The following is a 25,719-nucleotide window of genomic DNA, read 5'->3' on the forward strand; positions in this document are numbered from 1 at the left end:
AGACAATGTAGTGATTAAGTAATAGTTTAATAATTTTATTGTATAAGTGTAGATTACTTGTATGGAATAATAATAGGGTGGATCTTGGAATTTTGTATAAATTATGAATAATAAACCGTCACGTTTGACTGTACAGTTTATGTATTGTATGATGGTATTAATATAAACAAGGGGGGAAGATCGTTGGGAAGGTGTATCGAATCGGACAGTTGGCTCTCATGGCTCACGTGTCGAAACGCACGATTGATTATTATACGAATCTAGGAATCTTAAAAGCGGAGCGATCTCAATCTAATTATCGATATTACGATGAAACAGCATTTGAGACATTACAATTTATTGAGAAGTGCAAAGAAATGCATATGCCGCTTTGTGAGATTAAAGAGAAAATCGAGGAGAAGAAGAAGCTGCTCGGTATCAATGAACACGTTTCGAAACATGTGAATGAAGTGACAGACCATATTCATCGATTAGAAGCAGAATTAACGGAGTTAAAGCCGCTTTTAGATGGATTGACTGATTCACAACGTGAAAAAATATCGAAATCTTTATCTGGTCAAACGACAGCTTTAATACAGACACTTGCTCTATTATTATAGAAAAAGTGAAATCCGACCTCTTTAATTTTTGTATCGGGCTATGTTTTCTAATGAACAAATAAGAAAACATTATAGTATACAGGAGGTGGACACCTTAGTTTTTTAAACTAGGGGGATTCATTGGAAATATTTAATTTAGTCATGGTTGCGATTTTAATCGCATTTACTGGATTTTTCGTAGCAGCAGAGTTTGCGATTGTAAAAGTACGTTCAAGTCGTATCGATCAGCTTGTTGCGGAAGGAAAACGCGGTGCTTTAGCAGCGAAAAAAGTAACAACAAATTTAGATGAATATTTATCTGCTTGTCAATTAGGTATTACAGTTACAGCTATGGGATTAGGTTGGTTAGGTGAACCGACAATTGAAAAGTTACTACACCCGTTATTTGAGAAATGGAACTTAAACCCTTCTATCTCATCAGTGTTAACATTTGGTCTTGCTTTTATGCTAATGACGTATTTACACGTTGTAGTAGGAGAATTAGCTCCGAAAACGCTGGCAATTCAAAAGGCTGAAAAAGTAACGCTATTATTGGCAACTCCGTTAATGATGTTCTATAAAATCATGTATCCATTTATTTGGGTATTGAACGGTTCAGCGCGTGTGATAACTGGTTTATTCGGTTTAAAACCAGCCTCAGAACATGAAGTAGCTCATACAGAAGAAGAATTACGTCTTATCCTTTCAGATAGCTATGAAAGTGGCGAAATTAATCAAGCTGAATACAAGTATGTAAATAACATTTTTGAATTTGATAATCGTATTGCAAAAGAAATTATGGTACCGCGAACAGAAATCATTGGTTTCTACCTGGAAGATTCAGTAGAAGAACATATGAAAGTAATCCAAAATGAGCGATACACACGTTATCCGATTTTTGGAGAAGATAAAGATGATATTATCGGTATGGTCAACGTAAAAGATTTCTTTATTCGATATATGACCGAAGATCAAAAAGATTTATCATCCATTCGCTCGTATATGCGTCCGATTATTGAAGTGATGGAAACGACTCCAATTCACGATTTACTACTTCAAATGCAGAAGAAGCGAATTCCGATGGCTGTTTTATATGATGAGTACGGGGGAACAGCAGGAATTGTAACGCTTGAAGATATCTTGGAGGAAATCGTCGGCGAAATTCGTGACGAATATGATGAAGATGAAGCACCACCAATTCAGCATGTGAATGAGCACCATAAAATCGTTGATGGAAAAGTGCTTATCTCAGAGGTAAAAGATTTGTTTGGATTACACATTGAAGAAGATGATGTGGATACAATCGGTGGCTGGATTATGATGCAAAATCATGAAATTGAAGAAGGACAACATGTTGAGGCGGAAGGTTATGAATTTAAAGTGTTAGAAAAAGACGCTTACCAAATTAAACGTGTTGAAATTCGTAAAATGGAACAAGAGCAAGAAGAAGAGAAAGCAGCAACTGTGTAAGTTGCTGCTTTTTTTCTAAAGTATAAAAAATGCGAAATTAGGAGCGGATATTTTGATTCAAGCAGCCTTACGTGTATATCGATTACAATTGTATGCGATCTTTAGTGGTTTACTACTAATGTGGACGATTACTCCGTTTGGAAAACAAGTAACAGGGTTTGGTATCGGATTAGCTGTAAGTGCATATTGCCTTTGGTTATTAGCTCGCAGAGTGGAGAAACTTGGGAAAAGTATCGTAATGAAAGAAAAGGCTCCTGGATTAGGAGTTCTAAACCGATTTGCAGCAGCCATTTTAGGAGCTATCATCATGTATGAAATCGAGCATGAAATGGAAATGTGGGCATTTGGTACAGGCATTTTAGGTGGTCACTTTTTAATGATTGCAAATTTAGCTTATGCAAATATGCAGTTAGTGAAAGAGGAAGAGAAGCAAAGGGAACATGCTTCGAAAAACATAGAGCTATGATGAAAGGGGCCTAATGGGGTTCCTTTTTTGTATTTAAGCGAGCTAATGGAAGGAATCAAATTTGCGACAAATATAATACGCTTCTTTTTTACGTTTTTCAATAGTATGAAAAATAATGTAAAAAAATTTAAAAACCCATCGATTTCTAAAGGTTATGTATGTTATTATGACAAAAGACTTTTTGAAAGAGGTGGATACCAATGTTACAAGCGTTACTTATTTTTGTGCTTCAAATTATTTACGTTCCAATTTTGACAATCCGTACGATTTTGCTTGTAAAGAATCAAACAAGATCCGCTGCTGGTGTTGGATTGTTAGAAGGAGCTATTTACATTGTCAGTTTAGGTATTGTGTTTCAAGATTTATCAAATTGGATGAACATCGTTGCCTATGTCATTGGCTTTAGTACGGGACTATTATTAGGCGGTTATATAGAGAATAAATTAGCAATTGGATATATTACGTATCAAGTTAGTTTGCTAGACCGTTGTAATGAATTAGTAGATGAACTACGTCACTCAGGATTTGGTGTTACAGTATTTGAAGGCGAAGGAATTAATTCAATACGTTATCGCTTAGATATCGTTGCAAAGCGTTCTAGAGAAAAAGAACTGTTAGAAATTATTAATGAAATTGCACCAAAAGCGTTTATGTCTTCTTATGAAATCCGTTCATTTAAAGGCGGATATTTAACGAAGGCGATGAAGAAAAGAGCGTTAATGAAGAAGAAAGATGAACATGCATCATAAAGAAAAGGGAGTAGTGCAGCTTTAAAAGCACGGCATAATCCCAAAATAAAAAGAGAGGAATCTAGTTTGAAAAAGATTCCTCTCTTTTTTATGTATTATTTTTTTCTGCTATTTCTCAGATTAACAAGTAACCATACAACTTGAATAATTATTGGTAATATAAATGCAATTAATAAAACGATAAAGGCTATTAATTTCAGCTCAGGTGTTTGAGTAACACCGGTCCCATCAACCTCTCTTAGCCAAATGATAGCTGCCAATATCCCGAAAGCTATAATCCAAAATATGTTACCAATCCACCAATAAATCCATCTTCTTTTCATGCTAGCACCCTTACATTTACCCTTTGTTAAAAGTGAATTTTCGTTCGGTACATTTATAATGAAATACCTATAAAATTAATTTTTTTTAACTGTATATCTAACTTGTTTAAAGGTTACCATGTCTCCATCTTGAGTATCATCTTTCGTTTGCAAAAGTTGAACTCTTGGTTTGTAATCTGTCCTATGAGCGTGTTCAATATCTTTAATGTTAAGTTTGTAAGGTTCACCATTCTTTATTTTTTGTTCCAATACTTTTTTATTGGCAACATAAATAAAAGTTAGTTTATTTTCATCAATACCTTCAGTCTTAATTTCTAATTCATTATCTTTTGTTGTAATCGTTGGTGTTAATAATTTCATACTGCCGTTTCCGGTTTCTAAAGAGTTTTCTGCTATAGTTGAACATCCTGATAATATGATTCCGGTGAATAGAAGAGTAAGTAACTTCTTTTTCATAACATCCCCCGTTTTCAAGTGATTTTTGATTTTGGCATTGTTAGACTGCTAGTGTGGAGCGTAAATATTTAGCTAATACTCATTTTGATTGTACCATAATATGTAAAATAAAACAGGCTGTATATCCAGTTTAAGGGAGACTGAAAAGTTTACTTATTGTTGTAAATTCGTGTATTTTAGCTTCTATTTCAATCGAAATGTAGCCAGGTGAAAGAAATTTTTTTATGGAAATTACAATTTTTGCATATTAAAATGATGATAGGAGATAAATGAATTCATTCGCTTCGGAGGTAGTTACTTGAATATTAACGAGAAGGCAATTGAAATGTTTGAACAAAATGAATATGAGGAAGCAATGGCACTGTTTCAACAAGCAGTACATGAATCTAGAGGTGTACAATCTCTCAATAATCTTGCTTGGATGTACTTTTATGAGGAAGAGAATGATGATAAAGCTCTTGAATTAATAAAAGAAGTTATTAAGTTGAATCCTTCCTCGTACTTTCCTTATAACATCTTAGGGGACATTTACATAAAACAAAAAAAGTGGGAAGAAGCGAAAGAAGTATTACAAAAGTCTATTTCGATGCAACCATCGGGTGAAGCATTTCACAATGTAGCTGTAGCGCATTATAACCTTGGAGAGTTAGAAAAAGCTTCGGAATTTTTCTTGCGAGTTGCAAGGGATTCGGACTATATAATGTATAGCTATGTAAAATGTTTAATTGATTTAGGGCGAACGACAGAAGCGAAAGAGAAGTTAGATGCTTTTAACAGGAAAGCTGATGATTTTGTAGGAGAAATTCATGTAGCAGATTTATATGTTGAGTTGAATTGCTATAACGAAGCCATTCAATGTTTCGAAAAGGGATACAAAGAAGTTTGGAAAAGTCCCAATTGGATTGGTAGGTTTGTTTATGCACTATATAAAGCTAATAATTTCACGCGTATAAATGAAGTTATACGGGAATCTATCGAAGCGAAAACAGCAGAAATAGAAGATGTTCAAAATGAAGAAGTAGAAGAAAACTGGACAGAAAAAGATAAGACAGAGTTAATTGAGGAATATACAGAAGAGAATAATTGTTATAAAACAATGATAGAACGTATCAAATCTGGATATGTTCCAGGGTTAGAATTTGAAACTTATCATTTAGGGGGTTGCTATTTATTTGGTTGTAAAAGACATAATCATCTTGAATATGAAAAATAAAAAGATTTGACTGTCAAATATGATGGTCGAATCTTTTTATTATAGGTTGCTTTTCTAAAGGTACCATCTCAATTGTAATGTGTTAAAGATGTTTCGTATCATTACATAGATATATATCTTCTTTAGAGCCCCCTTGTTTAATATTTAAGATATGAAGAGAAATAAAACCAATAAGTCCCATTCCGCCGAAAATAAGCCATGGTGTATACATTCCATTCAAGTTGGATGTAAAAGATGTACCGGTATAATTACCGATGATAAAACCAAATGCGAGTGATAGTTGATAAAATCCGAAGTAAGTAGCTGTATATGATTCGCTACTGTAATTTGAAATAGCGATATCAGCGTTAGGTAATACGAGTGTTTCACCGATTGTAAATAAAATTACACAAATAAATAGCCAATATGGGTGTTGAAATAAAGGAATGAGTAAAAAGGAAATACTCATTAATAAAACACCGTATTTAATAATCGAAAGTGTGTTGTATTTGTGAAAAATTTTTCGGAATAGTACCATAAATATAACGCCAGTTATTGCATTTATCGTAATAACTAATGCAGCGAGCTGGTTGCTATTACTAATGTTTTTCATATGAAGTGGAAGTGCGACAGTAAGCTGAGTAAACATAATATAGAAGAAAATCATGATAAATGAAAACAGAAGAAAAGACTTGTTTTGTAAGATGGCCTGTATTCCTAATGTAATAGACGTGTTTTCAGTATTGACTTGGAAGTGATTTTTAAGTAAGTAAAAGATAAAAGCGAATAACAGCATAAGAGATCCTGTTAGGGAGAAAGCATAGATTGGATTGAGTAAGAGTAAAAAACCTCCTGCAATTGGTCCGATTATTGCACCACAATTAAAACTAAGGTTTAAATATGTAAATAAATTTTTTCTCATATGAGCTGGTTGTGAGCCGAATATGGCGCGAGCAGCAGGTTCGTAAAATGCAGTTCCAAAACCGATAAGTGCAGAAGAAATGGAAATTGTATGGAAATCAGAGCATATTCCTAAAGCGATAAATCCGATTCCTCTTAAAAATAATCCGGCTACCATCATAATGATATAGCCGATTTTTTCAGCAATTAATCCTGAAAATAATGGGATAACTCGTGATGTGATTGTCATAACCGTCAACACCGTTCCTACTTGAACAGCTGAAAAATGGAGAAAGGTTAATAGATAAATAGCTAAAAATGCGTATACTGCAAAATACCCAAAAGACATAAAAAATGAAGAAATAAGCATGAAACGTATCGGTATTGAGAAACTTTTCATAGAACTCCTCCTAATTATGTAACCAGTAAAATTAATTGATGGTTAACTATTTTATATTATAATTATACATAAAGTCAGAAAAAAGTAAATTTTGAGAAGAAGGTGGATGGAATTGAATCAAAATGCACCAAATGAACTAGAATATATTCGGGAATTTTTAAATACATGGAAAATACCAAACGATACGAGAGAGCCAATTGATATGCTGCAAACAGAAGAGGATATAAAGCTTTTTGTGAAAGAATATTTTCATGAAGAGCTTCCATTTCATACGATAGAGGAATTAAAAAGTTTTCGAGAAGATATTCGGGTGGCAATTGAAGGTGGAAAATCATTGCAAAAGTGGTTAGAGAAATACCCTTTTCATGTACAGATAAAGGAAGATATGAAAGGTATTACATATGGGCCTGTGCATGAAGAGAATGTATATACAAAAGTATTAAGCATTGTGTTAATGGCGATTCAAGAAAATTTGTGGGGAAGGTTAAAAGCATGTCCAGATTGCCGCTGGGTATTTTATGATCATTCGCGAAATGGAAGTAAAAGATGGTGCGGTATGTACGCTGGAGAAGAAGGAGGAAGAGCGTGCGGTACAATTGCAAAAGTAAAAAACTACCGAGCGAAGAGAAAAGGGAGATCGGGTTATGATGTGTAATTAATATTAGGGGAAGAAAATAGGATGGGGGAATGAAGCGTATGGAAAGTACACAAATGTTAGCTTTAAATAAAAAGTGCTGGGATACAGTTGCACCATACTTCTTTCAAGTGGATTGTTTACCGAAATATGGTCCGTATACAGCGTCTGAAGATGAGATTCATTTGTTTGATTCAATTAGAGATAAAAAGGTTCTTGATATTGGATGTGGAAGTGGGCATTCGTTGCGATATATGGCGGAACATGGGGCAGAGGACGTATGGGGGCTTGATCTTTCAAGTGAACAAATTAAAACAGCGAATGAAACGTTAAAGTGTTGGAATCCAAAGTTAGTATGCGGAGCAATGGAAGAGGAAGGAGATATTCCGAAAGGGTATTTTGATATTGTATACTCCATTTATGCATTAGGTTGGACTTCGAATTTAAGAAAAACGTTGGAACTGATTTATTCATATGTAAAGCCAGGAGGAAGTTTTATTTTTAGCTGGGAGCATCCCGTATATGCAAACTTACAGTATGGTACAGAAGAAATCCTTTTAAAGTCCTCTTATCATGAAGAAACTCCTATTACGTTTGAAACATTTAAAGGGGAGGATGTACAAGCGACATTGTATAAACGAAAAATGAGTACATACATAAATGAGTTAAATAGAGTTGGTTTTACAATTGAGAGGATTGAAGAGCCTGAACCGTCTCGTATATTTGATGAAGAAACAGCTGAGCCGTCTACGAAATATTATTCTTTATATAAAGCTAGAATGGTGCCAACTACTTTTATTATTAAGGCGAGGAAGTAAATTATTTTATAAAAAGAAGCCTATCATTTCAAATGAATGAAATGATAGGCTTCTTTATTTTTTAAAAAATGAGGTCAGGTGTGTACTTTTCTTATAAAAATGCATTTCATATAAAAGATGTAATTATTTTGGGGAAGGGGGATTGTTGTGCGTCATCATAGAAAGTGCAAAAAATTTGGAGTGGCACTGCCTCTTCCACTTATAGGAGCAACTGGCCCTACTGGTAATAGTGGCCCAACTGGTCCAACTGGAGGGCATGAAGGTCCGGTCGGGCCTCCGGGAATCACTGGACCTAGAGGAGCAACTGGTCCACAAGGTCCTCAAGGTATCGAGGGAATACAAGGTCCACGAGGGACAACAGGAGCTCAAGGAATACAAGGTGTCATTGGTGATACTGGAGAGCGAGGTGTAACTGGTCCAGTTGGCTTACAAGGTCCTCAAGGGTTAATTGGAAACCAAGGTCCAACAGGTGATATTGGAGTACAAGGATTAGAAGGGATACAAGGAGTAATTGGTCCTGCCGGTAGTCAAGGTATACAAGGCGCCCAAGGAATACAAGGAGAAATAGGCGAACGAGGACAAACGGGAGCCCAAGGAATGCAAGGCGTGGTAGGTGAAGCTGGTATTACAGGTGTAACAGGCCCTCAAGGTCTCCAAGGAGCGCAAGGAATACAAGGAGAGAATGGAACTACAGGTATACAAGGAGAAGAAGGCCAACCAGGAATACAAGGAATTACTGGAGAACAAGGACACCAAGGCGATCAAGGGATACAAGGTGTAACTGGCCCAACTGGTTCTCCTGGAATACAAGGACCTCAAGGTATAAGTGGAATAAAGGGGATAACAGGTGTAATAGGTCCTCAAGGTCCACAAGGTGTTCAAGGAATACAAGGAACAAACGGATCCACAGGTTTTCAAGGAGCAAAAGGAGTACGAGGGATAACAGGAGCAACTGGAAGTGTTGGTATGCAAGGACCAGAAGGACCTCCGGGTGCTCCGACGGGAACAACCGGTCCAATTGGTCCATCTAGTGGAGTGACTGGTCCATCGGGTCCACCCGGTCCGCCTGGGGGGCCAACAGGTCCAACGGGCGCAACTGGTGCACAGGGTGTAACCGGGGGAACTGGTGCAATAGGAGCGCAAGGGTTACAAGGTATAACTGGTCCCACTGGTGCTCAAGGTGTAAGGGGAGCACAAGGTTCTCAAGGTGTAGTTGGTGTAGCTGGCGTACAAGGAGCACAAGGTTCTCAAGGTAACCAAGGAATAACAGGAGCAACCGGTGTAGAAGGTCCTCAAGGAATACAAGGTCCGCAGGGGGAAATCGGTCCAACTGGTGCAGAAGGTTCTAAAGGTGTGCAAGGAATACAAGGGATAACGGGGCCAACAGGAGCACAAGGCATACAAGGGTTACAAGGGATACTAGGTCCCACAGGCACAACAGGAGCGGCAGGAGTTCAAGGTGCACAAGGAATCCAAGGAGCAACCGGTCCAGCAGGAGCACAAGGCATACAAGGTGCACAAGGAATCCGAGGAGAAACAGGGGCAGCTGGAGTACAAGGAATACAAGGAGTTCAAGGGATACAAGGGACAACGGGATTGACAGGTCCGCAAGGTGCACAAGGTCCTCAAGGAGTGCAAGGAATAATAGGGCCGACTGGAGCTATTGGTTTGCAAGGCCCTCAAGGAATACAAGGTATAGTAGGTCCAACAGGAGCGCAAGGCTCTCAAGGTATGCAAGGAATACAAGGAATAACAGGTCCGACAGGTGCACAAGGAATTAGAGGTCCCCAAGGGAATACAGGGGAAGTCGGTATAACTGGCCCTCAAGGAGTCCAAGGGGCACAAGGTAGTCAAGGACCCCAAGGCCCACAAGGAAATGTTGGAATTACTGGTGCAACGGGTGAAACTGGAGCTACTGGAGCAACCGGGGGAACTGGACCACAAGGTTTGCAAGGTGTTCAAGGGATTACGGGAATACAGGGAATAACGGGAACGACAGGCAATACAGGTGCAACGGGTCCACAAGGAATACAAGGCATACAAGGAGTTCAAGGTTTGCAAGGTCCAACTGGAGTAAGTGGAATGACAGGGGTTAGCGGTAGTGTAGGGCCAGCCGGAGCGCAAGGTAGTCAAGGGTCGATTGGAGTTGTGGGACCAACAGGCGCAACTGGTAGTATAGGGGCTATAGGTTCCTTAGGAATAATAGGTGCAACAGGAGCGACTGGTTTACCTAGCGGTGGCGGTTATTTCTTTTCTACTTCAACGAGTGCAATTGCAGCGAATGCATTAATACCAATTAATTCCGGGTCTACAGTTTTTGGTTCTGATGTCAGTTTAACAAATGCAACAACTGTAACGTTAAGTACGCCGGGAATATATTTAGTCAGCTATTATTTTCAAGGTGATCCGAATGGGGGGAATGAAACGATTTCAGTGAGGCTGACGTTAAATGGAACACAAGTCACAGGGAGTTTTATTTTTTATGTTACAGGAGGTACTTTTGTATTAGAACCAGCAATTTCTAATACGATGGTCATTAATGTTGCTTCTTCAAATGCTACTTTATCTTTACAAAATGGCCCATTAGCTATTGGGCATGTAACGACATTATCTGGTGTGATAACAGCTAGTTTAAATGTATTAAAAATAGTTTGATACGTTAGTTATAACGGGGGGAGATGCTTGTGAGGGATCAAGATAAGTGTAGTAAGTTTCAAGCACCTATTCCTTTTCCGGCGTCAGGTATTACGGGACCGACTGGTCCAACGGGTCCGACAGGTTCTTTAGGTGGACCGACTGGCCCGCAAGGAATACAGGGCGTACAAGGTCCAATCGGTCCAACGGGTCCAACAGGAATTCAAGGAGTGCAAGGGGTACAGGGAGAAATTGGTCCAACCGGTCCAACCGGTTTAACAGGACCGCAAGGGTCTCAAGGTAGTCAAGGACCGATGGGAGAACAAGGTCCGCAAGGAATACAAGGTGTTCAAGGTATTCAAGGCGAACGAGGTCCGACTGGCCCAACTGGAATTCAAGGGATACAAGGTATACCTGGGCCAATGGGAGAAATCGGTCCAACCGGAATACAAGGAATACAAGGTATGCAAGGTGAAATCGGTCCAACCGGTCCAACCGGAATACAAGGTATACAAGGAGTGCAAGGTGAAATAGGTCCGACCGGCCCGACAGGAAATACGGGTATACAAGGTGTTCAAGGGAATTTAGGGAGTAGTGGTTTACAAGGTGTAACGGGAATACAAGGCATTCAAGGTGAAATCGGTCCAACCGGTCCAACAGGTTCTCAAGGGATACAAGGGGAACAAGGGCCAATGGGACCAACCGGGGCAACTGGTGTTCAAGGTTTACAAGGTCCACAGGGTGAGATGGGGCTAACCGGTCCAACCGGCTCTCAAGGAATTCAAGGAGTGCAAGGTGTAATAGGACCAACAGGGGCAACTGGCTTGCAAGGAGATCCAGGTCCAACAGGCTCGACAGGTCAGGCGGGAGTAACAGGTCCAACTGGATCTGCAACGGGTCCAACCGGAGCAACGGGTCCAACCGGTCCGCCAGGAGGTCCAACCGGTCCAACCGGTCCAGCAGGATCACCGGGAGGTCCAACGGGTCCGACTGGAGCAACAGGGGCAACTGGATCGACCGGAGCAACAGGAGCGACTGGAATCCAAGGAGTGCAAGGAATACAGGGACCGACAGGGGTAACTGGTTTAACAGGTTTGCAAGGAGTACAGGGACCAATGGGGGCAACTGGTCCAACGGGTGACCAAGGTATTCAAGGTCCGCAAGGAGTAATGGGAGTAACCGGTCCAACCGGATTACAGGGGTTACAAGGAGTACAAGGACTGATAGGAGCAACTGGTCAGGCAGGTCAACAAGGAGTGCAAGGGGCACAAGGTCCAATTGGGCAGGCAGGCCCGCAAGGAATACAAGGAATACAAGGTGAGCAAGGAGTAATGGGAGCAATTGGACCAACAGGCTTACAAGGTCTGCAAGGAATCCAAGGTCCACTCGGTCCAACCGGCCCTCAAGGTTTACAAGGAGTGCAAGGGATAAGTGGTATAACAGGTCCAACTGGCCCTCAAGGAATCCAAGGAATTCAGGGACCACAAGGAGGTATAGGTCCAACCGGTGCGACTGGAATACAAGGAGTGCAAGGTCCAGGGGGTCCAACAGGTCCAACCGGTGCGACAGGCCCGCAAGGAATTCAGGGAATACAAGGGATACAAGGTCCAACAGGTCCACAGGGAATTCAAGGTCTGCAAGGAATTCAAGGTCCGATTGGGCAGGCGGGCCCAACTGGACCTCAAGGAATCCAAGGAATAACCGGATCAACAGGGGCAACCGGTCTAACAGGGGCAACCGGCCCTACGGGAGTAACAGGTCCACAAGGAATCCAAGGAATTCAGGGTCCGCAAGGGGCAACCGGTCTAACAGGGGCGACCGGCCCTACGGGAGTAACAGGTCCACAAGGAATCCAAGGAATCCAAGGTCCACAGGGGATAACGGGTCCGACGGGAGCAACTGGAGTTACTGGAATAACAGGCCCACAAGGAATCCAAGGAATTCAAGGTCCACAAGGTGTGACTGGAGCAACTGGAGCAACCGGAGCAACTGGAGCGACTGGTGCAACAGGACCGACAGGAATACAAGGCATACAAGGAATAACTGGAGCAACAGGGGGAACGGGAGTAACAGGCCCAACCGGTGCCACGGGTCCAACCGGCTTAACAGGTGCAACTGGATCATCTGCAATATCAACAGGTGGCGGCTATTTCTTCTCTACCTCAACAAGTACAATTGCAGCAAATGCCAACATTCCAATTAATTCGGGATCCACTGTATATGGAACTGGTGTATCTTTAACTAGTGCTACAACTGTTACAGTATCCACGCCAGGAATATATTTAGTAAGCTACTATTTCCAAGGGGATGCAAATGCTGGGAATGAGACAGTATCTGTCAGATTACTATTAAATGGAGCTCAACTAACAGGGAGTTTTATACAAAACGTAACGACAGCAACTGTAGTAATCGAGCCAGCCATTTCAAATACACTTCTTGTGAATGTAACGAGTGCTAATTCAACATTAGTACTACAAAATGGTCCGTTAGGTGTAGGGCATGTAACCACTATAGCAGGCGCGATTACGGCAAGTTTAAATGTAGTGAGAATATTATAAGGAATATAAAAAACACAAGGAATGTCTGTATAGACACACCTTGTGTTTTTCTCTTTATCTTTTCGGTTGAAAAATATGCTGAAAGAAGTATTTGTGATGTAAGTTATCTACAACTTTATTTGCTTGATATGTGCGGTGTTGTTCGAGTCGAAGTCTTTGCTCCATCATTTTTATTGCGTGATCAGATAAACGTAACATTATACATGTCTCCTTTTCTATAAATATAGGTGTCTATTGGTATCGATCCCATATTTATAATTAAGGAGGTACACTGTGTAACATAGGCAAAAAGCACCTTCCTCTCCCATTACGCTTACGAGGTTAGCTGTCGGACTCGGGAAGTGAGAGTTTCCCTACTTAAAAAAGATTCGCCCCAAGTAGCATAGCTACAAAAATGGTTCCCCCGCTCCAAAAATTGGACTCAGCAAAAGGTATTATAAAGTAAAAGATAACATAAATAAATTGATGAGTCAAACTATTTAATTTTTTCTGATTTTTCAAGTGAGGTTAAAACCACTCCATCGGGTAATATAATATCATTTATTTTAATAAAGCCATGCTTTTTATATAAAGACAGAGCAGGTGTATTTTCTTTCCCTGTTTGTACAATATATGTTTGTGAAGGGGAGAACATGTCAAATACATAAAGTAGTAGTTTTGTGGCGATTCCTTTATGAAAATGATCGGGGGATACTACTAGACGATGAATATCAACTTCCTCTTCATCCAATTTAAAAGAAATAAACCCAGCAAGTGTATCTTCATAAAAATAGCCGTAGAAAATTTCATCACATAATCGAATATCGGCTATAGTATCATAAAGGCGAGGGATAGCTGTACTATTTATGTATTGTGCTTCAATTTCATAAGCAGGTATTTGAATACTTAAAATAGAAGTAGCGGTTTTGTGAGAAGTTGTTATTAATTTTTGAATCACTGGGTAAAAACCTCCTTGTAGGCTTTATTTTCATAGATTTGACAAGATTTTTCTTTATTGGATATAATAATTATAATAGTTACATAATAATTTAGTATTAAAAAGAAATACACTATAATAGAAATGGAGGACTAAAGATGGGATGGATTATCACATTAATAGTTGGTGCTATTATAGGTGCAATTGCAGGTTCTATAACGGGTAAAAATTTTCCAGGTGGTATGTTCGGAAATATTATCGCAGGTTTATTAGGTGCTTCGTTAGGTGGTAGATTATTTGGATCTTTCGGGCCATCATTTGGTGGGATTCATGTCGTGCCAGCATTATTAGGAGCAATCGTGTTAATTCTTATTGTATCATTTGTAGTGAAAGCTGCAAGAAAATAAAGATATAGATTATGACGAAAAGCCCTGAATAAGGGCTTTTCATCATTCGAAGAGGTGGTTTCATTGGAAAAAGTAAATATAAGAAAAAGAGATAAGTTGAAAAAGTTTTTTAGAGAACAAAATTATTTAGCGGTGTTACTTGGATTTGCGTTATTGTTCATTAACATATTACTGCTAACGAAAATTTCTTTTGTTTTTACTCCGTTTATCGTCTTTTTAAAAACAATTTTCTTCCCGGTATTATTAGCGGGTGTGCTATTTTATATATTGCATCCATTCGTTTCACTTTTAGAAAAGAAAGGTGTTTCAAGAATCGTATCAATCGCTTCTATATATATAATAGTACTAGGATTATTTGTGTTTTTAGTTGTAACAGTAATCCCGATTATTAAAGATCAAATTGATGCATTAATAGATAACTTACCGTATTTCGGTCATGAAATTGAGCGAGCGGCACGTAGATTCGGGGAAAGTAATTTACTAGGGAAAATTCAGGAGAATTTAAATATTGATGTAGCGAGTATGGTAAAAGACTACACAGTTGATTTCACGAAGTCGTTATCGTCAGTAACTGGAAATGTAACTGGATTTTTAAGTACTGTTACAGAGGTCGTTTTAACGTTTGTAATGGTTCCATTTATATTGTTCTATCTTTTAAAAGATGGTGAACAATTACCGAACCACTTTTTAAAGTTTATTTCAGAACAAAGACACCCAGCAGCGATGAGAATACTAGATGATATGCATTATGCGATTAGCTCGTATATTAGAGGGCAAATTATCGTTAGCTTGTTTATCGGTATTATGTTATTAATCGGTTACCTTATTATTGGTATTAAATATGCGGTATTACTCGCTATTTTAGCAATGATTGTAAATATCGTTCCGTACGTAGGACCAATCATTGCAATTACACCAGCATTAATTATCGCATTTATTGACTCGCCATCAATGGTGTTAAAAGTAATTATCGTAATGATGGTCGTACAATTAGCAGAAGGTAAATTTATTTCTCCGCAAGTTATGGGAAAAAAGCTAGACATTCACCCAATTACTATCATTTTTATTATTTTAACTGCCGGAAATTTATTTGGAATTATGGGGATTATTTTAGCAATTCCAGGATATGCAATATTAAAAGTGTTAGTAACGCATAGTTATAGATTTGTTAAGTTGAATACGTAAAAAAGAGCTAAAACAGATAAAACTGTTTTAGCTCTTTTTTATTTATATTCTTGTTGCAGTAAACAAATAAACCTTATGCGTAGGCTTTTAATTCAATGATAGGTAGATTGCTTTCCTTTAGTTTGTAATCAAATATTAAATCGTCCATGCGAAAATTAGCATCTACTTCAAGAGAAATGAAAGTACCCCCGATTTCTACTTGATTTCCGTTCTCATTTTCAAAAGTGAGCGCACCGTCAAATGTTTCTATGTACTCATCGCAGGTGTATAAATATATAGCGATAGGTGTGAAATGTATAATTACCCCTAAAGTATCATCGTGACTATTATCATCGTTCTTAAATACATCAATCTTAAACGTATCATTCTTTTTAGTAAACCAACCCATGACATCACCTCGTTTTTGTATTAAAAATCGATTCTATATATATAGATTATATATCTTTCGGAATAAATTGGTAATAACTATTGTTAAAACTTAATAAAAATAGAAAATTCAGTTTTGAGAGAACGAGAAATGTGATAAACTGTAAAAAATAACGAAAAGCAATGAAAGAGAAGAGTACATATTCAAAACTTTTCAGAGAGCTGATATGTGGTGGAAATCAGTAAGGGATGAATATGGAATGGGCTCTGGAGCTTCTAACTGAAATGAGTAGGTAAAGACGGTTACTTCACGTTAAGAAGTTGAAGTGAGCTATTAATGATAGCTAATTAAGGTGGTACCGCGGGAGTCTCTCGTCCTTTTTATAGGATGAGGGGCTCTTTTTATTTTAAGGAAGGAGGAGTTAGGGTGAGCGAAAAAATAATGTTAACAGGAATTAAGCCGACAGGTTATCCTCATTTAGGAAATTATATTGGTGCGATTAAACCTGCATTGCAAATGTCAAAGAAGGATGAAGGAAAAGCATTGTACTTTATAGCAGATTATCATGCATTAAATGCTGTACATGATCCAATTCAGTTTAGTAGTTATACGAAAGAGGTAGCAGCTACTTGGTTAGCACTCGGACTTGGAGAAGATGTTATTTTTTACCGACAAACAGAAGTGCCGGAGATTCTAGAATTAGCTTGGATATTAGCTTGCCTAACTCCGAAAGGGCTTATGAACCGTGCCCATGCGTATAAAGCGAAGGTAGAGCAAAATAAAGAAGCGGGGTTAGAGGTCGACACGGGAGTGAATATGGGATTATATACGTATCCGATTTTAATGGCAGCTGACATATTATTATTTCAAGCTACTCATGTGCCCGTTGGAAAAGACCAAATTCAGCATATCGAAATTGCGCGTGATATTGCGACGTATTTTAATCATACATTCGGCATGACATTTACGCTTCCGGAGTATGTCATACAAGAAGAAGGAGCAATATTACCAGGACTTGATGGAAGAAAGATGAGTAAAAGTTACGGGAATGTGATTCCGTTATTTGCGGAGCAAGAAAAACTACGAAAGTTAATATTTAAAATCAAAACAGATTCTTCACTTCCAAATGAACCGAAAGAATTAGAAACATTATTTATGATATATAAAGAATTTGCGAAGGAAGATGAAATACAGTCGATGCGTGAAAAGTATGAAACTGGCATTGGATGGGGCGATGTGAAAAAAGAGTTATTCCGCGTTGTAAATCGTAAGTTAGCTGCACCTCGGGAGAAATATGCTATGTATATGAATGAGCCAAATTTATTATATGAAGCATTAGAAAAAGGTGCTGAGCGGGCAAGAGAAATCGCGAAGGTAAATTTAGCGGAAATAAAAAAACGGATTGGATTTGAGAGGGGACGCTGAGCGTTCTCTCGTTTTTTCTATATAAATTATTCGTCATATCGATACGTAAAATAAGGAGTTTACATGTCCTTTCGAAACTTATGAGTTGCATATATGAAAAAGTATGCTAATATAGGGGTACTTATTAAATGTGTTTAATAAGTATAATTCAAGTCACTTATTAAAGACGTTTAATAAGTAGGGCTCAATCGATAATAAAGGAGAGGATTGTATGAAAACGGAGAAAGAAAAGATGGTGGCAGGAGAAATGTATATTGCGGATGACGAAGAATTGGTGGCTGATAGGGTGAAGGCAAAACGTTTAACACGTCTTTATAACGAGGCGATGGAGACAGGAGATGAACAACGTTTTACTTTGTTAAATCAGCTTTTAGGTTCTTCAGCTGATGGGAAATCCCAAATTAATCCTGATTTTCGTTGTGATTACGGCTACAATATCCATGTTGGAAAGAGCTTTTTCGCAAATTTCAATTGTGTGATTTTAGACGTTTGTGAAGTGCGAATCGGTGATAATTGTATGTTTGCACCTGGTGTTCACATTTACACTGCTACGCATCCGTTGCATCCGATAGAGCGGAATTCGGGCAAAGAATATGGGAAGCCTGTAAAGATTGGTAACAATGTTTGGGTTGGCGGTGGAGCTATTATTAACCCTGGTATTTCAATTGGAGACAACGCTGTGATTGCATCAGGAGCAGTTGTGACAAAAGATGTACCTAATAATGTAGTAGTTGGAGGTAATCCAGCCAAAGTTATTAAAACGATAGACTTATAGAAATCGTTTTTTACGGATACATGAATAAACTGGTGTCGTATGGTATAGACAATGTGAAAGGTGTTTCATATGGAGAAATATAGTGCGGAGAATGATACAAAGACATTACTGGCCTCTCGAAACGCTCTTTTTCTCTTATTTGCTTTGCCAGGTGTCGCGTTTGCTACATGGATTTCAAGAACAGCAGCAATGCGAGATATTTTAGCAGTGTCAAATGCAGAAATGGGCTGGATTTTGTTCGGACTATCTGTCGGTTCAATAATTGGTTTACTGAGTGCAAGCCGCTTCATTGACTGTAAGGGAGCTAGAGACGTTATTATAGGCAGTATGTTTTTTATGATTGTTGGATTGATTTGTTTAGGTATAAATATTTATTTTGTTTCTAGTATGGGGGCTTTTAGTAGCTTACTAGTATTTGGGATAGGCTACGGATTGGCGGAAGTCGCATTGAATGTAGAAGGTTCTTCCATTGAGCAGAAATTAGGAACAACTCTTCTTCCGAAATTCCATGGCTTTTTTAGTGTAGGAACTTTAGTAGGCGCGCTCAGTGGTTCTGTCGCAGCGTCGCTTCACATCCCGATTCTGTATCAGTTTCTTGCGATTTCGTTCGTGTTTGTATTACTTGTATGTATGGTGTATCGTTTTCTTCCGCATGGAACAGGAAAGAAGGAGAAATCGCGGAACAAAAGGAGAGAGAAGCATACGACCTTACGTATGGAAAAAAAGGTGCTTTTAATTGGTCTTTTTGTACTCGGGATGGCATTTGCAGAAGGTAGTGCAAATGATTGGCTACCTATCGTGATGGTAGATGGACATGAGCAAAGTATAGTGGCAGGTTCTATTATGTACACAATTTTTGTATTAGCAATGACATTAGCTCGTATGTGTAGCAGCTATTTCCTTGATCGATTCGGTCGTGTCGCTGTCGTACGTGCTACTATTATGATAGCGATTCTAGGAATTTCAATCGTAATATTTGGGAGTAATTCGTATTTTCTAGCATTTGGTGTAGTACTGTGGGGGATTGGTGCAGCGATAGGTTTCCCAATTGGTCTGTCAGCTGCTGGAGATGACCGTGAAAATGCGACTTCTAATGTTGCTGCAGTTTCTATCATTGGTTATACAACCTTTTTAGTCGGACCACCATTTTTAGGGATACTTGGAGAAGTATTCGGAATACGCAATGCCTTGCTAGCGGTTTTATTATTTGTTCTTTTGTCTGGAATTGTATCGTCTGTTACGAGAGAGAATAAATCGAGCTAAGTAAAGTGTGCATGCCAGCGGAAATATATCATCTCTATTGCTTTAGAAAATGATGTATGATATATTGTCAACGCAACTTATTAAAAGGGTTTAATAAGTATGTTGATTAAGGTGGTGAGCGATTTGAGTGAACAATTTGTTACTCAAAAATCGATTAAAGAGACGATCCTGCGCGGCATTCGTACAGCTCTTCTAGAGCAAGGCAGTGCGACGAAAGTTGAGCTTAGTAATACATTAGAAATTAGTTTTCCAACGATAAGTAAATTTATAGAAAATATGAAACAAGATGGTGAAGTCACTTTAGTTGGTTTAGATGATTCAAGTGGCGGAAGAAGAGCGAAACGATATGCGTATAATCCGGAATATATGTTAGGATTAGCGATATTCTTAGAGAAAAATGAAACAAACTATACCATTTTTAATTGTTTAGGGGAAGTAAAAGAACAAGGAAGTACTTCAAGTGTATTAATAGATACTGGCATAAATCTATTATCTAAACATATTGAAAGTCTTATCGCTACATTCCCGAAAATAAACTCTATATCAATTGGTGTGCCCGGTTCGGTTGATAATGGTCGTATTTTTTATATACCTGGTTATGAAAAGTTCCAAAATTTCAATTTGAAAAGTCATTTGGAGGATCTGTTTTCAATACCTGTAGTAATAGAAAACGATATGAATGCCGCAGTGCTTGGTTATTATAAAAGCACTGGAAACTATGACAATTCCTCTCTTGTATATTTGTATTCAGGTCAAAATGGTCCAGGTGCAGGTATTATGATAAATGGAGATGTAGTACGAGGAAGCACCTTTTTCTCAGGAGAGATATCTTTCGTTCCGCAATACGATAATAAAAATTTCTTACAAGCTTTGAGAAGTGGAGATTCGAATAATCCAGAGGAATATAATATAGATGCTATTACTCGTTTAATAGCTACATGTATAGCAATTATTAACCCTCATGCCTTTATCTTCTGCGATGATGAAGTGAATCAATTCGTAATAGAGCAAATTGTAAAAAGTTGTCCGCAGTACATTCCAGCAGAACATATTCCGAAAATAACAGTGAGTAATTGGAAAGAAGATTATTTATTTGGGTTAAAAAGCCTTGGACTTGATCTTATGATCACGAGAACAAATAAAGAAAATTAAATGTACTGGCAATGAAGCATCCAATTGTCAGTTGAATAACATAAAAGAAAAGGTGTCGATTATGAAAATTGAACATGTAGCAATTTGGGTGAATGATTTAGAAGGTATGCGTGACTTTTATAAACAGTACTTTGGTGGTGAAGAAAATAGCTTATATCACAATCCGAAAAAGCAGTTTGAATCTTATTTTATAACTTTTGAAGGTGGAGCACGTCTAGAACTTATGAGGCAAGTAGGGATAGACGATAATACACAAACACAAACAATGGGATATGCGCATATTGCTTTTTCTGTAGGTAGTAAAGAAAAAGTGAATGAATTAACCAATACATTAAGAGAAGCAGGATATCCTGTGTTAAACGGCCCGCGTACTACAGGGGATGGTTACTATGAAAGTGTAGTAAGTGACCTTGAAGGAAACCAGATTGAGATAACAATCTAACATTATATTTATTAATAACTGATAAAAAATAAAACTTTGTTGTTCCCCCCAATGTTTACGAGAAACCTATTATTTCTTCAGAAAGGGGGACATAACAGTGAGTGAATTCATTTTTATTTTCTGTATATATCCATTGCTTATTTGTATTTTTTCAATAGCTGGGACATATAAATTAGGTGCATTTTATGTGATGCCAATGGTAACATTTCTTATTTTTCTTATGTTAAATATTACAGTGTATAATCCAGCATTTTTCTTTTGGGTTGGTATGTATACTATTTTTTCATTCATTATTTCTTATATAACTATACTTTTTGTAAAGGGATATAAAGTTGTAGGAAGAGAACGTTAAATCATCAAATTATTTTTGGGGGAAATAGGGATTTACGGTGAAAGATAACAACCTCATTTCGCGTTATCATGGCGGGAAATGAGGTTGTTTTATTTCTATTTAAAATGAAAGGAAGAGCCATTCTATTTCACGTATGAATTGGAGTGCTGAAACTCCCTAATAATACGTTCAATAACTGGATGAAGAGTAATAGGTAACTCATCAAGCGGAAAGAAGCGTAATTCTTTTGACTCAGTTTGATCACATATAAGTTCACCATGGAATTCGCGGCAAATATAAACAACGAGTACACCGTGTACTTGATCGCCGTTTGGATAGATTTGAAAGAAATCTGGTCCTGAGTATGTACGGAATAGTTCTGGATTTTTGATGAAAAGTCCAGTTTCCTCATATACTTCTCGCTTTAAAGCGTCTTCTAACGTTTCGTTATATTCTAAGGCTCCGCCAATAATACCCCAACGGTTAAAATCTGTACGGAGCTGCAGTAATATTTCATTGTTCTCATTTAATATAATGGCGTGTGAACCGATTAAAATAAGTGGATGATTTCCTACTAAATTTCTCATGTCTTCAATATAACCCATGTTATTTCTCCTTGCTTTTAATAATAGTTAGGAAGTTCTTTTAACATTCTTTCTGTTTTACGTGCTGTATAGGCTAAGTTATGATCATCTTTCGTTCTGAAAAATAATGTGCGTAAAAAGGTTTTAATGTTGGCACATAATATACAATACTCATTAAGCGAAAGGCGTTTTCTAATTTGAGGAAGCCTTTTTATTTTTTTATAAATAATTGAAATTAACTCATCTTGCGGAAAATCATGATATAGCATCGATAGTAACGGTGTAACAATTCGTTCATCTTCATTATTATGAAATAGATCCGATGGGATAAAAATTTTATTTAATAAACAATGAATTAATTCTTCATACCACTCAAAGGTCGTATAGGAATTGTGAACAATTTCAGTAAAGGCATCAGATACGTGGGCAAGACAATGAGCCCATCCTTTATTTTCAATATAGCCTCGAAAATCTGTTTCTAAGTTTGTGTATGTAATGAGTTTGTTTTTTATTTCTTCGATATCCTCTTCTGTAAAAAAGTAGTGCGAGTTAGCGAATTGGAGTATTAATGCAAGTAACGAAACAGTGTAAGAACGTGTGAAAACCCCATCTGTATGTGGGGAGTAAATGTCATAATATAAATACGCATCACTTAAACAAGTTTGTAGAAGTAATTTCAGTTGATCATCCATAAGGAATTCATGGTGAATGAAATGTGCAAAACATTTATATATAAGTTGGTAACGAACGTAACTATCAGTTGTTCCGATATACTGAAGCATATTGAGCGTTAACTCATTCAAATTTATATGTTGCAGTTGCGTATAGTCATTTTGTTGTATAAGCTCTAACTGTTGTTGCAATGCTGTAATATCCAATGGAGAACCTCCTCCGCACTTTAAAGATGCAATGTTTTCTAGTATTCTATATATTCAAGGACAATCCTGCTCATGCAAGGAGAACAAGTAGAAATTCGAGTATGACATAGATGAGGGAAGTATATGATGACTATAGAACAGTTAGAAAAACATTTTAAAATAAGAAGAAATGCTTCTTCTATAATAATAAAAGAAAATAATGCAGAGCCTTTTACAGAAGAGAAATTAAAGGGAATAATACAATATTGCGTTGCTGAGGCTGAAAAAGAGGGAATAGAAAACTTACATTTTGAAATTTCTTCAAAAAGCCCAAATTATGATGTGTATAAGAAATGTTTCGAAACGTATTCATTTGAATATGCTTCTGAAAACATGATTGTGTTTAAAGATATATACGAAGTAGAAGATGTAGAAAGTGACATTGATTTTAAGTTGATTGAAGAGATAGACGAAGACGCTTTTTATTCACTGTGGAATGAAGTGACGGGAGAACAAATCGATTATGATCACTTTGTACATATGATGTTACAAGAAATTGGTGAGCAATGGAAAGAGCATTGTTTAACAGCGAGTGTCGATGAAGAGCCGATAGGAATTGTAATCCCGCATATTGAAAGAGGTACGTTAGAAGAAGGAAAACTAATGTATTTCGCAGTTGCTCCAAATATGCGAAATAAAGGGTATGAAGCAGCGTTCTTTACAGGGGCAATGTTTGTCTTAAAAGAAATAGGCGCATCTTATTATATTGGCGAGACAAATGTACAAAATGAGTGGATGAAGGATGTTTTTGAAAAAAATGGATGTCAGCTGCTTAGTTGTACTGAGCGATATGTGAGGAAGGTTTAGAAGGAGGAAAAAGGTCCTTGAACTTGTTTAACGGGAATCCGTGTACAAATTTTGAACAAGTAAAAGAACTTTTTGCCTATTTGTAAGATAAAAAGTAAAATGAGAACGACAAAATAGATATTTCTATAATACAATAAAGAAAGATCCGATTATATAAGAAAGCGTTGGTGAAAGAATGGAGCAGCAAAGAAATTGGTTACAAGCAACTGTAGAAAGAAATGAAGACAATACGTTATATATAAAGTGGGAAAATAATATAGAAGAAGTTCGCATTTACTGGAGTACTTCACCAGATCATATTGAAGAAACGGGAGAATTACTTACAACTGTAAATGGAGAATCATCATGTACAGTTCAAAACCCGAGTGAAAATGAGCGTCCATATTTTAGACTAGTAGGAAGTAATGGACAAGCAGTGACAGTAGCTGAGCGTAGATTGCCATTACAAGGCGCGTTTAACTTCCGTGATATGGGAGGATATGAAACGACTGAAGGCCGTAAAGTAAAATGGGGCAAGTTGTACCGTTCTGAAGAATTAGCAGGACTAACAGAGTGGGATATAGACTATTTACAAAAGTCTGGCTTAAAGTTAATTTGTGACTACCGTACAGACTTTGAAGTGAAGCATAAGCCGAATCCAGAGATTACGGGTGCTCGTCAAGTGTGCTTACCAGTTATGCAAGACTTGGCGAAAGACTTGAACATAAATGAATTTTTCCAAGTTGGTGACCTTTCTATGTTAGGGAAACCAGGCGAGTATCTTGTGAAAATGAATCAAGATTTCGTAAGTGGTAATGAAGCATTCGTGAGCTTCTTAAAACTAGCGCAAAACCCAGAAAACTTACCGTTAGTAAACCACTGTACAGCTGGAAAAGACCGTACTGGATTCGGATCAGCACTATTATTACTTTTACTAGGTGTACCGGAAAAAACAGTAATGGAAGACTATTTACTAAGTAACGGTTTCCGTGAAAAGTTAAATGAAAAAATGATGGCCTTTTTAGGTGCAAAACTTCAAAACGATGAAAGTAGAGCAATATTAGGTGCAATGTTTGAAGCGCGTGCTGAATATTTACAAGCTGCGATTGATGAAGTGAAAAAGCAATACGGTTCAGTTGAATCGTATGCTGAAAAAGCACTTGGCTTTACGAAAGAGTCGTTAGAGGAAATGAAAGTGTTATTGCTAGAAGATAAATAATGAGGAGGGAGGCTAATTGGATTAGCCTCCTGTTTCTATTATGAAATTTTTCGTTGCCTAATGATTCCTATTACAATTGGAATAACTGTACCAATTAACAATATCGGTAAAAATAATTTTCCAAAACCGCCGCTCCAATTTAAAGCGATTGAAATGGTTTCAAATTGGATGAAAGCAAAAATAAGTAAACAGACATTTTTTAATTGATTAAGCATTTTTCTACTATTTAAATAAAACTCTTTAGCATTTGATTCATTCAGTCTTTGTGGGTAGTTATGAACTTCTGGAAACTTTTCTAAAGTTTGCATTAATAGGAGTATAAATGACCCAATTCCTGGTAGAAGCAAAAGTTGCCACTTTGATCCCCAGCGATCTACAGCCCCATATGCGTTATAATGTGTGGGTACTTCCTCGGGTAATCTTCCCCAAATGATAATCAAAAAAATGATTGATCCAAAGAACAATGAATATCCAATGATATCTCCAGCCCATTCACTTTTTGTTTTTGGGATTTGTATTTTGGGCCTTCCCCATGAATTTACTATGTCTTTCCGCCCCTTTCTATTCCTGTATTACCTTTTTGAAAAATCGGATTCATTATCTAAATTATCTCAAATTTATAGTATTTTCACAATTAATTATTTTTGAATAACATGACTCGTGTACCTTAAACAACTTTAAGATTGCTGTACATCTACGATTCGTAAAGGGAAAAAGTTCGACTTAAGAGACGATTAATGAGAAAATACAAGTTGTAAATAACGTACTAGTT

Annotated in this window: 28 protein-coding genes, 1 riboswitch and 1 other annotated feature; of the genes, 19 read left to right on the forward strand and 9 right to left on the reverse strand. The window is 37.6% G+C overall.

Annotation, left to right across the window (positions count from 1 at the left end; all coding sequences use genetic code 11):
* Window positions 1–191: 191 nt before the first annotated feature.
* The 4 genes from MKO96_RS14140 (at window position 192) to MKO96_RS14155 (ending at window position 3,263) form a co-directional block, all read left to right on the forward strand.
* Window positions 192–599, forward strand: coding sequence for a MerR family transcriptional regulator (locus tag MKO96_RS14140; protein ID WP_087958918.1), 408 nt, complete (start codon window positions 192–194; stop codon window positions 597–599).
* A gap of 120 nt (window positions 600–719) precedes the next feature.
* Window positions 720–2,048 (forward strand): hemolysin family protein, encoded by a 1,329-nt coding sequence (locus tag MKO96_RS14145; protein WP_240587810.1) that lies wholly within the window; start codon window positions 720–722, stop codon window positions 2,046–2,048.
* A gap of 52 nt (window positions 2,049–2,100) precedes the next feature.
* Entirely contained in the window at window positions 2,101–2,514 is a 414-nt protein-coding gene (locus MKO96_RS14150; RefSeq protein ID WP_046957915.1) for an ATP synthase subunit I, read from the forward strand.
* Window positions 2,515–2,714: 200 nt separating this feature from the next.
* Window positions 2,715–3,263 (forward strand): DUF2179 domain-containing protein, encoded by a 549-nt coding sequence (locus tag MKO96_RS14155; RefSeq protein WP_000938441.1) that lies wholly within the window; start codon window positions 2,715–2,717, stop codon window positions 3,261–3,263.
* 95 nt (window positions 3,264–3,358) lie between these two features.
* On the opposite strand, the gene MKO96_RS14160 is transcribed toward MKO96_RS14155, so the two are convergent.
* Window positions 3,359–3,586, reverse strand: coding sequence for a DUF3923 family protein (locus MKO96_RS14160; RefSeq protein WP_240587811.1), 228 nt, complete (start codon window positions 3,584–3,586; stop codon window positions 3,359–3,361).
* A gap of 75 nt (window positions 3,587–3,661) precedes the next feature.
* Window positions 3,662–4,042, reverse strand: a complete 381-nt coding sequence (locus MKO96_RS14165) for a hypothetical protein (protein WP_240587812.1) — start codon at window positions 4,040–4,042, stop codon at window positions 3,662–3,664.
* A gap of 298 nt (window positions 4,043–4,340) precedes the next feature.
* Here MKO96_RS14165 and MKO96_RS14170 point away from each other — a divergent pair, with 298 nt between their 5' ends.
* A complete protein-coding gene (locus tag MKO96_RS14170; protein ID WP_240587813.1) occupies window positions 4,341–5,255 on the forward strand; it encodes a tetratricopeptide repeat protein in 915 nt (304 codons plus the stop codon).
* A gap of 82 nt (window positions 5,256–5,337) precedes the next feature.
* Here the strand turns inward: MKO96_RS14170 and MKO96_RS14175 are convergent, their stop codons facing one another.
* Window positions 5,338–6,534, reverse strand: coding sequence for an MDR family MFS transporter (locus MKO96_RS14175; protein ID WP_240587814.1), 1,197 nt, complete (start codon window positions 6,532–6,534; stop codon window positions 5,338–5,340).
* A gap of 112 nt (window positions 6,535–6,646) precedes the next feature.
* On the opposite strand from MKO96_RS14175, the gene MKO96_RS14180 reads away from it, so the two are divergent.
* From MKO96_RS14180 to MKO96_RS14195, 4 genes are all read left to right on the forward strand, one after another.
* Window positions 6,647–7,189, forward strand: a complete 543-nt coding sequence (locus tag MKO96_RS14180) for a CGNR zinc finger domain-containing protein (protein WP_240587815.1) — start codon at window positions 6,647–6,649, stop codon at window positions 7,187–7,189.
* Window positions 7,190–7,230: 41 nt separating this feature from the next.
* A complete protein-coding gene (locus tag MKO96_RS14185; RefSeq protein ID WP_240587816.1) occupies window positions 7,231–7,986 on the forward strand; it encodes a class I SAM-dependent methyltransferase in 756 nt (251 codons plus the stop codon).
* 147 nt (window positions 7,987–8,133) lie between these two features.
* Window positions 8,134–10,641 carry a collagen-like protein gene (locus tag MKO96_RS14190; RefSeq protein WP_240587817.1) on the forward strand — a complete coding sequence of 836 codons (2,508 nt, stop codon included), beginning with the start codon at window positions 8,134–8,136 and terminating at the stop codon, window positions 10,639–10,641.
* A 23-nt stretch (window positions 10,642–10,664) separates the two neighbouring features.
* Window positions 10,665–13,178 (forward strand): BC_3345 family exosporium-associated protein, encoded by a 2,514-nt coding sequence (locus MKO96_RS14195; protein ID WP_240587818.1) that lies wholly within the window; start codon window positions 10,665–10,667, stop codon window positions 13,176–13,178.
* Between the two features lie 54 nt (window positions 13,179–13,232).
* Here MKO96_RS14195 and MKO96_RS14200 read toward each other — a convergent pair whose 3' ends face one another.
* Window positions 13,233–13,376 (reverse strand): hypothetical protein, encoded by a 144-nt coding sequence (locus MKO96_RS14200; RefSeq protein WP_000945246.1) that lies wholly within the window; start codon window positions 13,374–13,376, stop codon window positions 13,233–13,235.
* A gap of 96 nt (window positions 13,377–13,472) precedes the next feature.
* Window positions 13,473–13,615: riboswitch (cyclic di-AMP (ydaO/yuaA leader) on the reverse strand.
* 38 nt (window positions 13,616–13,653) lie between these two features.
* Window positions 13,654–14,115: a GNAT family N-acetyltransferase gene (locus tag MKO96_RS14205; protein ID WP_240587819.1), complete on the reverse strand. Its 462-nt coding sequence runs from the start codon at window positions 14,113–14,115 to the stop codon at window positions 13,654–13,656.
* Window positions 14,116–14,252: 137 nt separating this feature from the next.
* Here MKO96_RS14205 and MKO96_RS14210 point away from each other — a divergent pair, with 137 nt between their 5' ends.
* Together MKO96_RS14210 and MKO96_RS14215 are read left to right on the forward strand one after the other, a co-directional pair.
* The gene (locus tag MKO96_RS14210; protein WP_000539721.1) at window positions 14,253–14,501 is read left to right on the forward strand and encodes a GlsB/YeaQ/YmgE family stress response membrane protein; all 249 of its coding nucleotides are present in this window, start codon (window positions 14,253–14,255) and stop codon (window positions 14,499–14,501) included.
* A gap of 63 nt (window positions 14,502–14,564) precedes the next feature.
* Window positions 14,565–15,686 (forward strand): AI-2E family transporter, encoded by a 1,122-nt coding sequence (locus MKO96_RS14215; protein WP_000416918.1) that lies wholly within the window; start codon window positions 14,565–14,567, stop codon window positions 15,684–15,686.
* Window positions 15,687–15,759: 73 nt separating this feature from the next.
* On the opposite strand, the gene MKO96_RS14220 is transcribed toward MKO96_RS14215, so the two are convergent.
* Entirely contained in the window at window positions 15,760–16,074 is a 315-nt protein-coding gene (locus tag MKO96_RS14220) for a hypothetical protein (RefSeq protein ID WP_088064057.1), read from the reverse strand.
* Between the two features lie 152 nt (window positions 16,075–16,226).
* Window positions 16,227–16,435 (forward strand) — a binding site (T-box leader).
* Window positions 16,436–16,440: 5 nt separating this feature from the next.
* Here MKO96_RS14220 and MKO96_RS14225 point away from each other — a divergent pair.
* The 6 genes from MKO96_RS14225 to MKO96_RS14250 all read left to right on the forward strand — a co-directional run bounded on the left by MKO96_RS14225 (window position 16,441) and on the right by MKO96_RS14250 (window position 21,462).
* The gene (locus MKO96_RS14225) at window positions 16,441–17,478 is read left to right on the forward strand and encodes a tryptophan--tRNA ligase (protein WP_240587820.1); all 1,038 of its coding nucleotides are present in this window, start codon (window positions 16,441–16,443) and stop codon (window positions 17,476–17,478) included.
* A 211-nt stretch (window positions 17,479–17,689) separates the two neighbouring features.
* Window positions 17,690–18,253: a maltose acetyltransferase domain-containing protein gene (locus tag MKO96_RS14230; RefSeq protein WP_240587821.1), complete on the forward strand. Its 564-nt coding sequence runs from the start codon at window positions 17,690–17,692 to the stop codon at window positions 18,251–18,253.
* Between the two features lie 69 nt (window positions 18,254–18,322).
* Window positions 18,323–19,516 carry an MFS transporter gene (locus tag MKO96_RS14235; protein ID WP_240587822.1) on the forward strand — a complete coding sequence of 398 codons (1,194 nt, stop codon included), beginning with the start codon at window positions 18,323–18,325 and terminating at the stop codon, window positions 19,514–19,516.
* 123 nt (window positions 19,517–19,639) lie between these two features.
* Window positions 19,640–20,668, forward strand: a complete 1,029-nt coding sequence (locus tag MKO96_RS14240) for an ROK family transcriptional regulator (RefSeq protein WP_240587823.1) — start codon at window positions 19,640–19,642, stop codon at window positions 20,666–20,668.
* A 61-nt stretch (window positions 20,669–20,729) separates the two neighbouring features.
* On the forward strand, window positions 20,730–21,110 hold the full coding sequence (locus MKO96_RS14245) for a VOC family protein (protein ID WP_240587824.1): 381 nt from the start codon (window positions 20,730–20,732) through the stop codon (window positions 21,108–21,110).
* A gap of 97 nt (window positions 21,111–21,207) precedes the next feature.
* A complete protein-coding gene (locus MKO96_RS14250) occupies window positions 21,208–21,462 on the forward strand; it encodes a YbeF family protein (RefSeq protein ID WP_240587825.1) in 255 nt (84 codons plus the stop codon).
* Window positions 21,463–21,584: 122 nt separating this feature from the next.
* Here MKO96_RS14250 and MKO96_RS14255 read toward each other — a convergent pair whose 3' ends face one another.
* Together MKO96_RS14255 and MKO96_RS14260 are read right to left on the reverse strand one after the other, a co-directional pair.
* Window positions 21,585–22,046: an NUDIX hydrolase gene (locus tag MKO96_RS14255; protein WP_240587826.1), complete on the reverse strand. Its 462-nt coding sequence runs from the start codon at window positions 22,044–22,046 to the stop codon at window positions 21,585–21,587.
* A gap of 17 nt (window positions 22,047–22,063) precedes the next feature.
* Window positions 22,064–22,903: a DUF2785 domain-containing protein gene (locus MKO96_RS14260; protein ID WP_240587827.1), complete on the reverse strand. Its 840-nt coding sequence runs from the start codon at window positions 22,901–22,903 to the stop codon at window positions 22,064–22,066.
* A gap of 123 nt (window positions 22,904–23,026) precedes the next feature.
* On the opposite strand from MKO96_RS14260, the gene MKO96_RS14265 reads away from it, so the two are divergent.
* Together MKO96_RS14265 and MKO96_RS14270 are read left to right on the forward strand one after the other, a co-directional pair.
* A complete protein-coding gene (locus tag MKO96_RS14265) occupies window positions 23,027–23,749 on the forward strand; it encodes a GNAT family N-acetyltransferase (RefSeq protein WP_240587828.1) in 723 nt (240 codons plus the stop codon).
* A 175-nt stretch (window positions 23,750–23,924) separates the two neighbouring features.
* Window positions 23,925–24,947 (forward strand): tyrosine-protein phosphatase, encoded by a 1,023-nt coding sequence (locus MKO96_RS14270; RefSeq protein WP_240587829.1) that lies wholly within the window; start codon window positions 23,925–23,927, stop codon window positions 24,945–24,947.
* A gap of 38 nt (window positions 24,948–24,985) precedes the next feature.
* Here the strand turns inward: MKO96_RS14270 and MKO96_RS14275 are convergent, their stop codons facing one another.
* A complete protein-coding gene (locus tag MKO96_RS14275; protein ID WP_276314176.1) occupies window positions 24,986–25,411 on the reverse strand; it encodes a DUF1648 domain-containing protein in 426 nt (141 codons plus the stop codon).
* Window positions 25,412–25,719 lie beyond the last annotated feature (308 nt).

The sequence above is a fragment of the Bacillus sp. ES1-5 genome, assembly GCF_022487605.1.
In the GTDB taxonomy this organism is placed as follows: domain Bacteria; phylum Bacillota; class Bacilli; order Bacillales; family Bacillaceae_G; genus Bacillus_A; species Bacillus_A wiedmannii.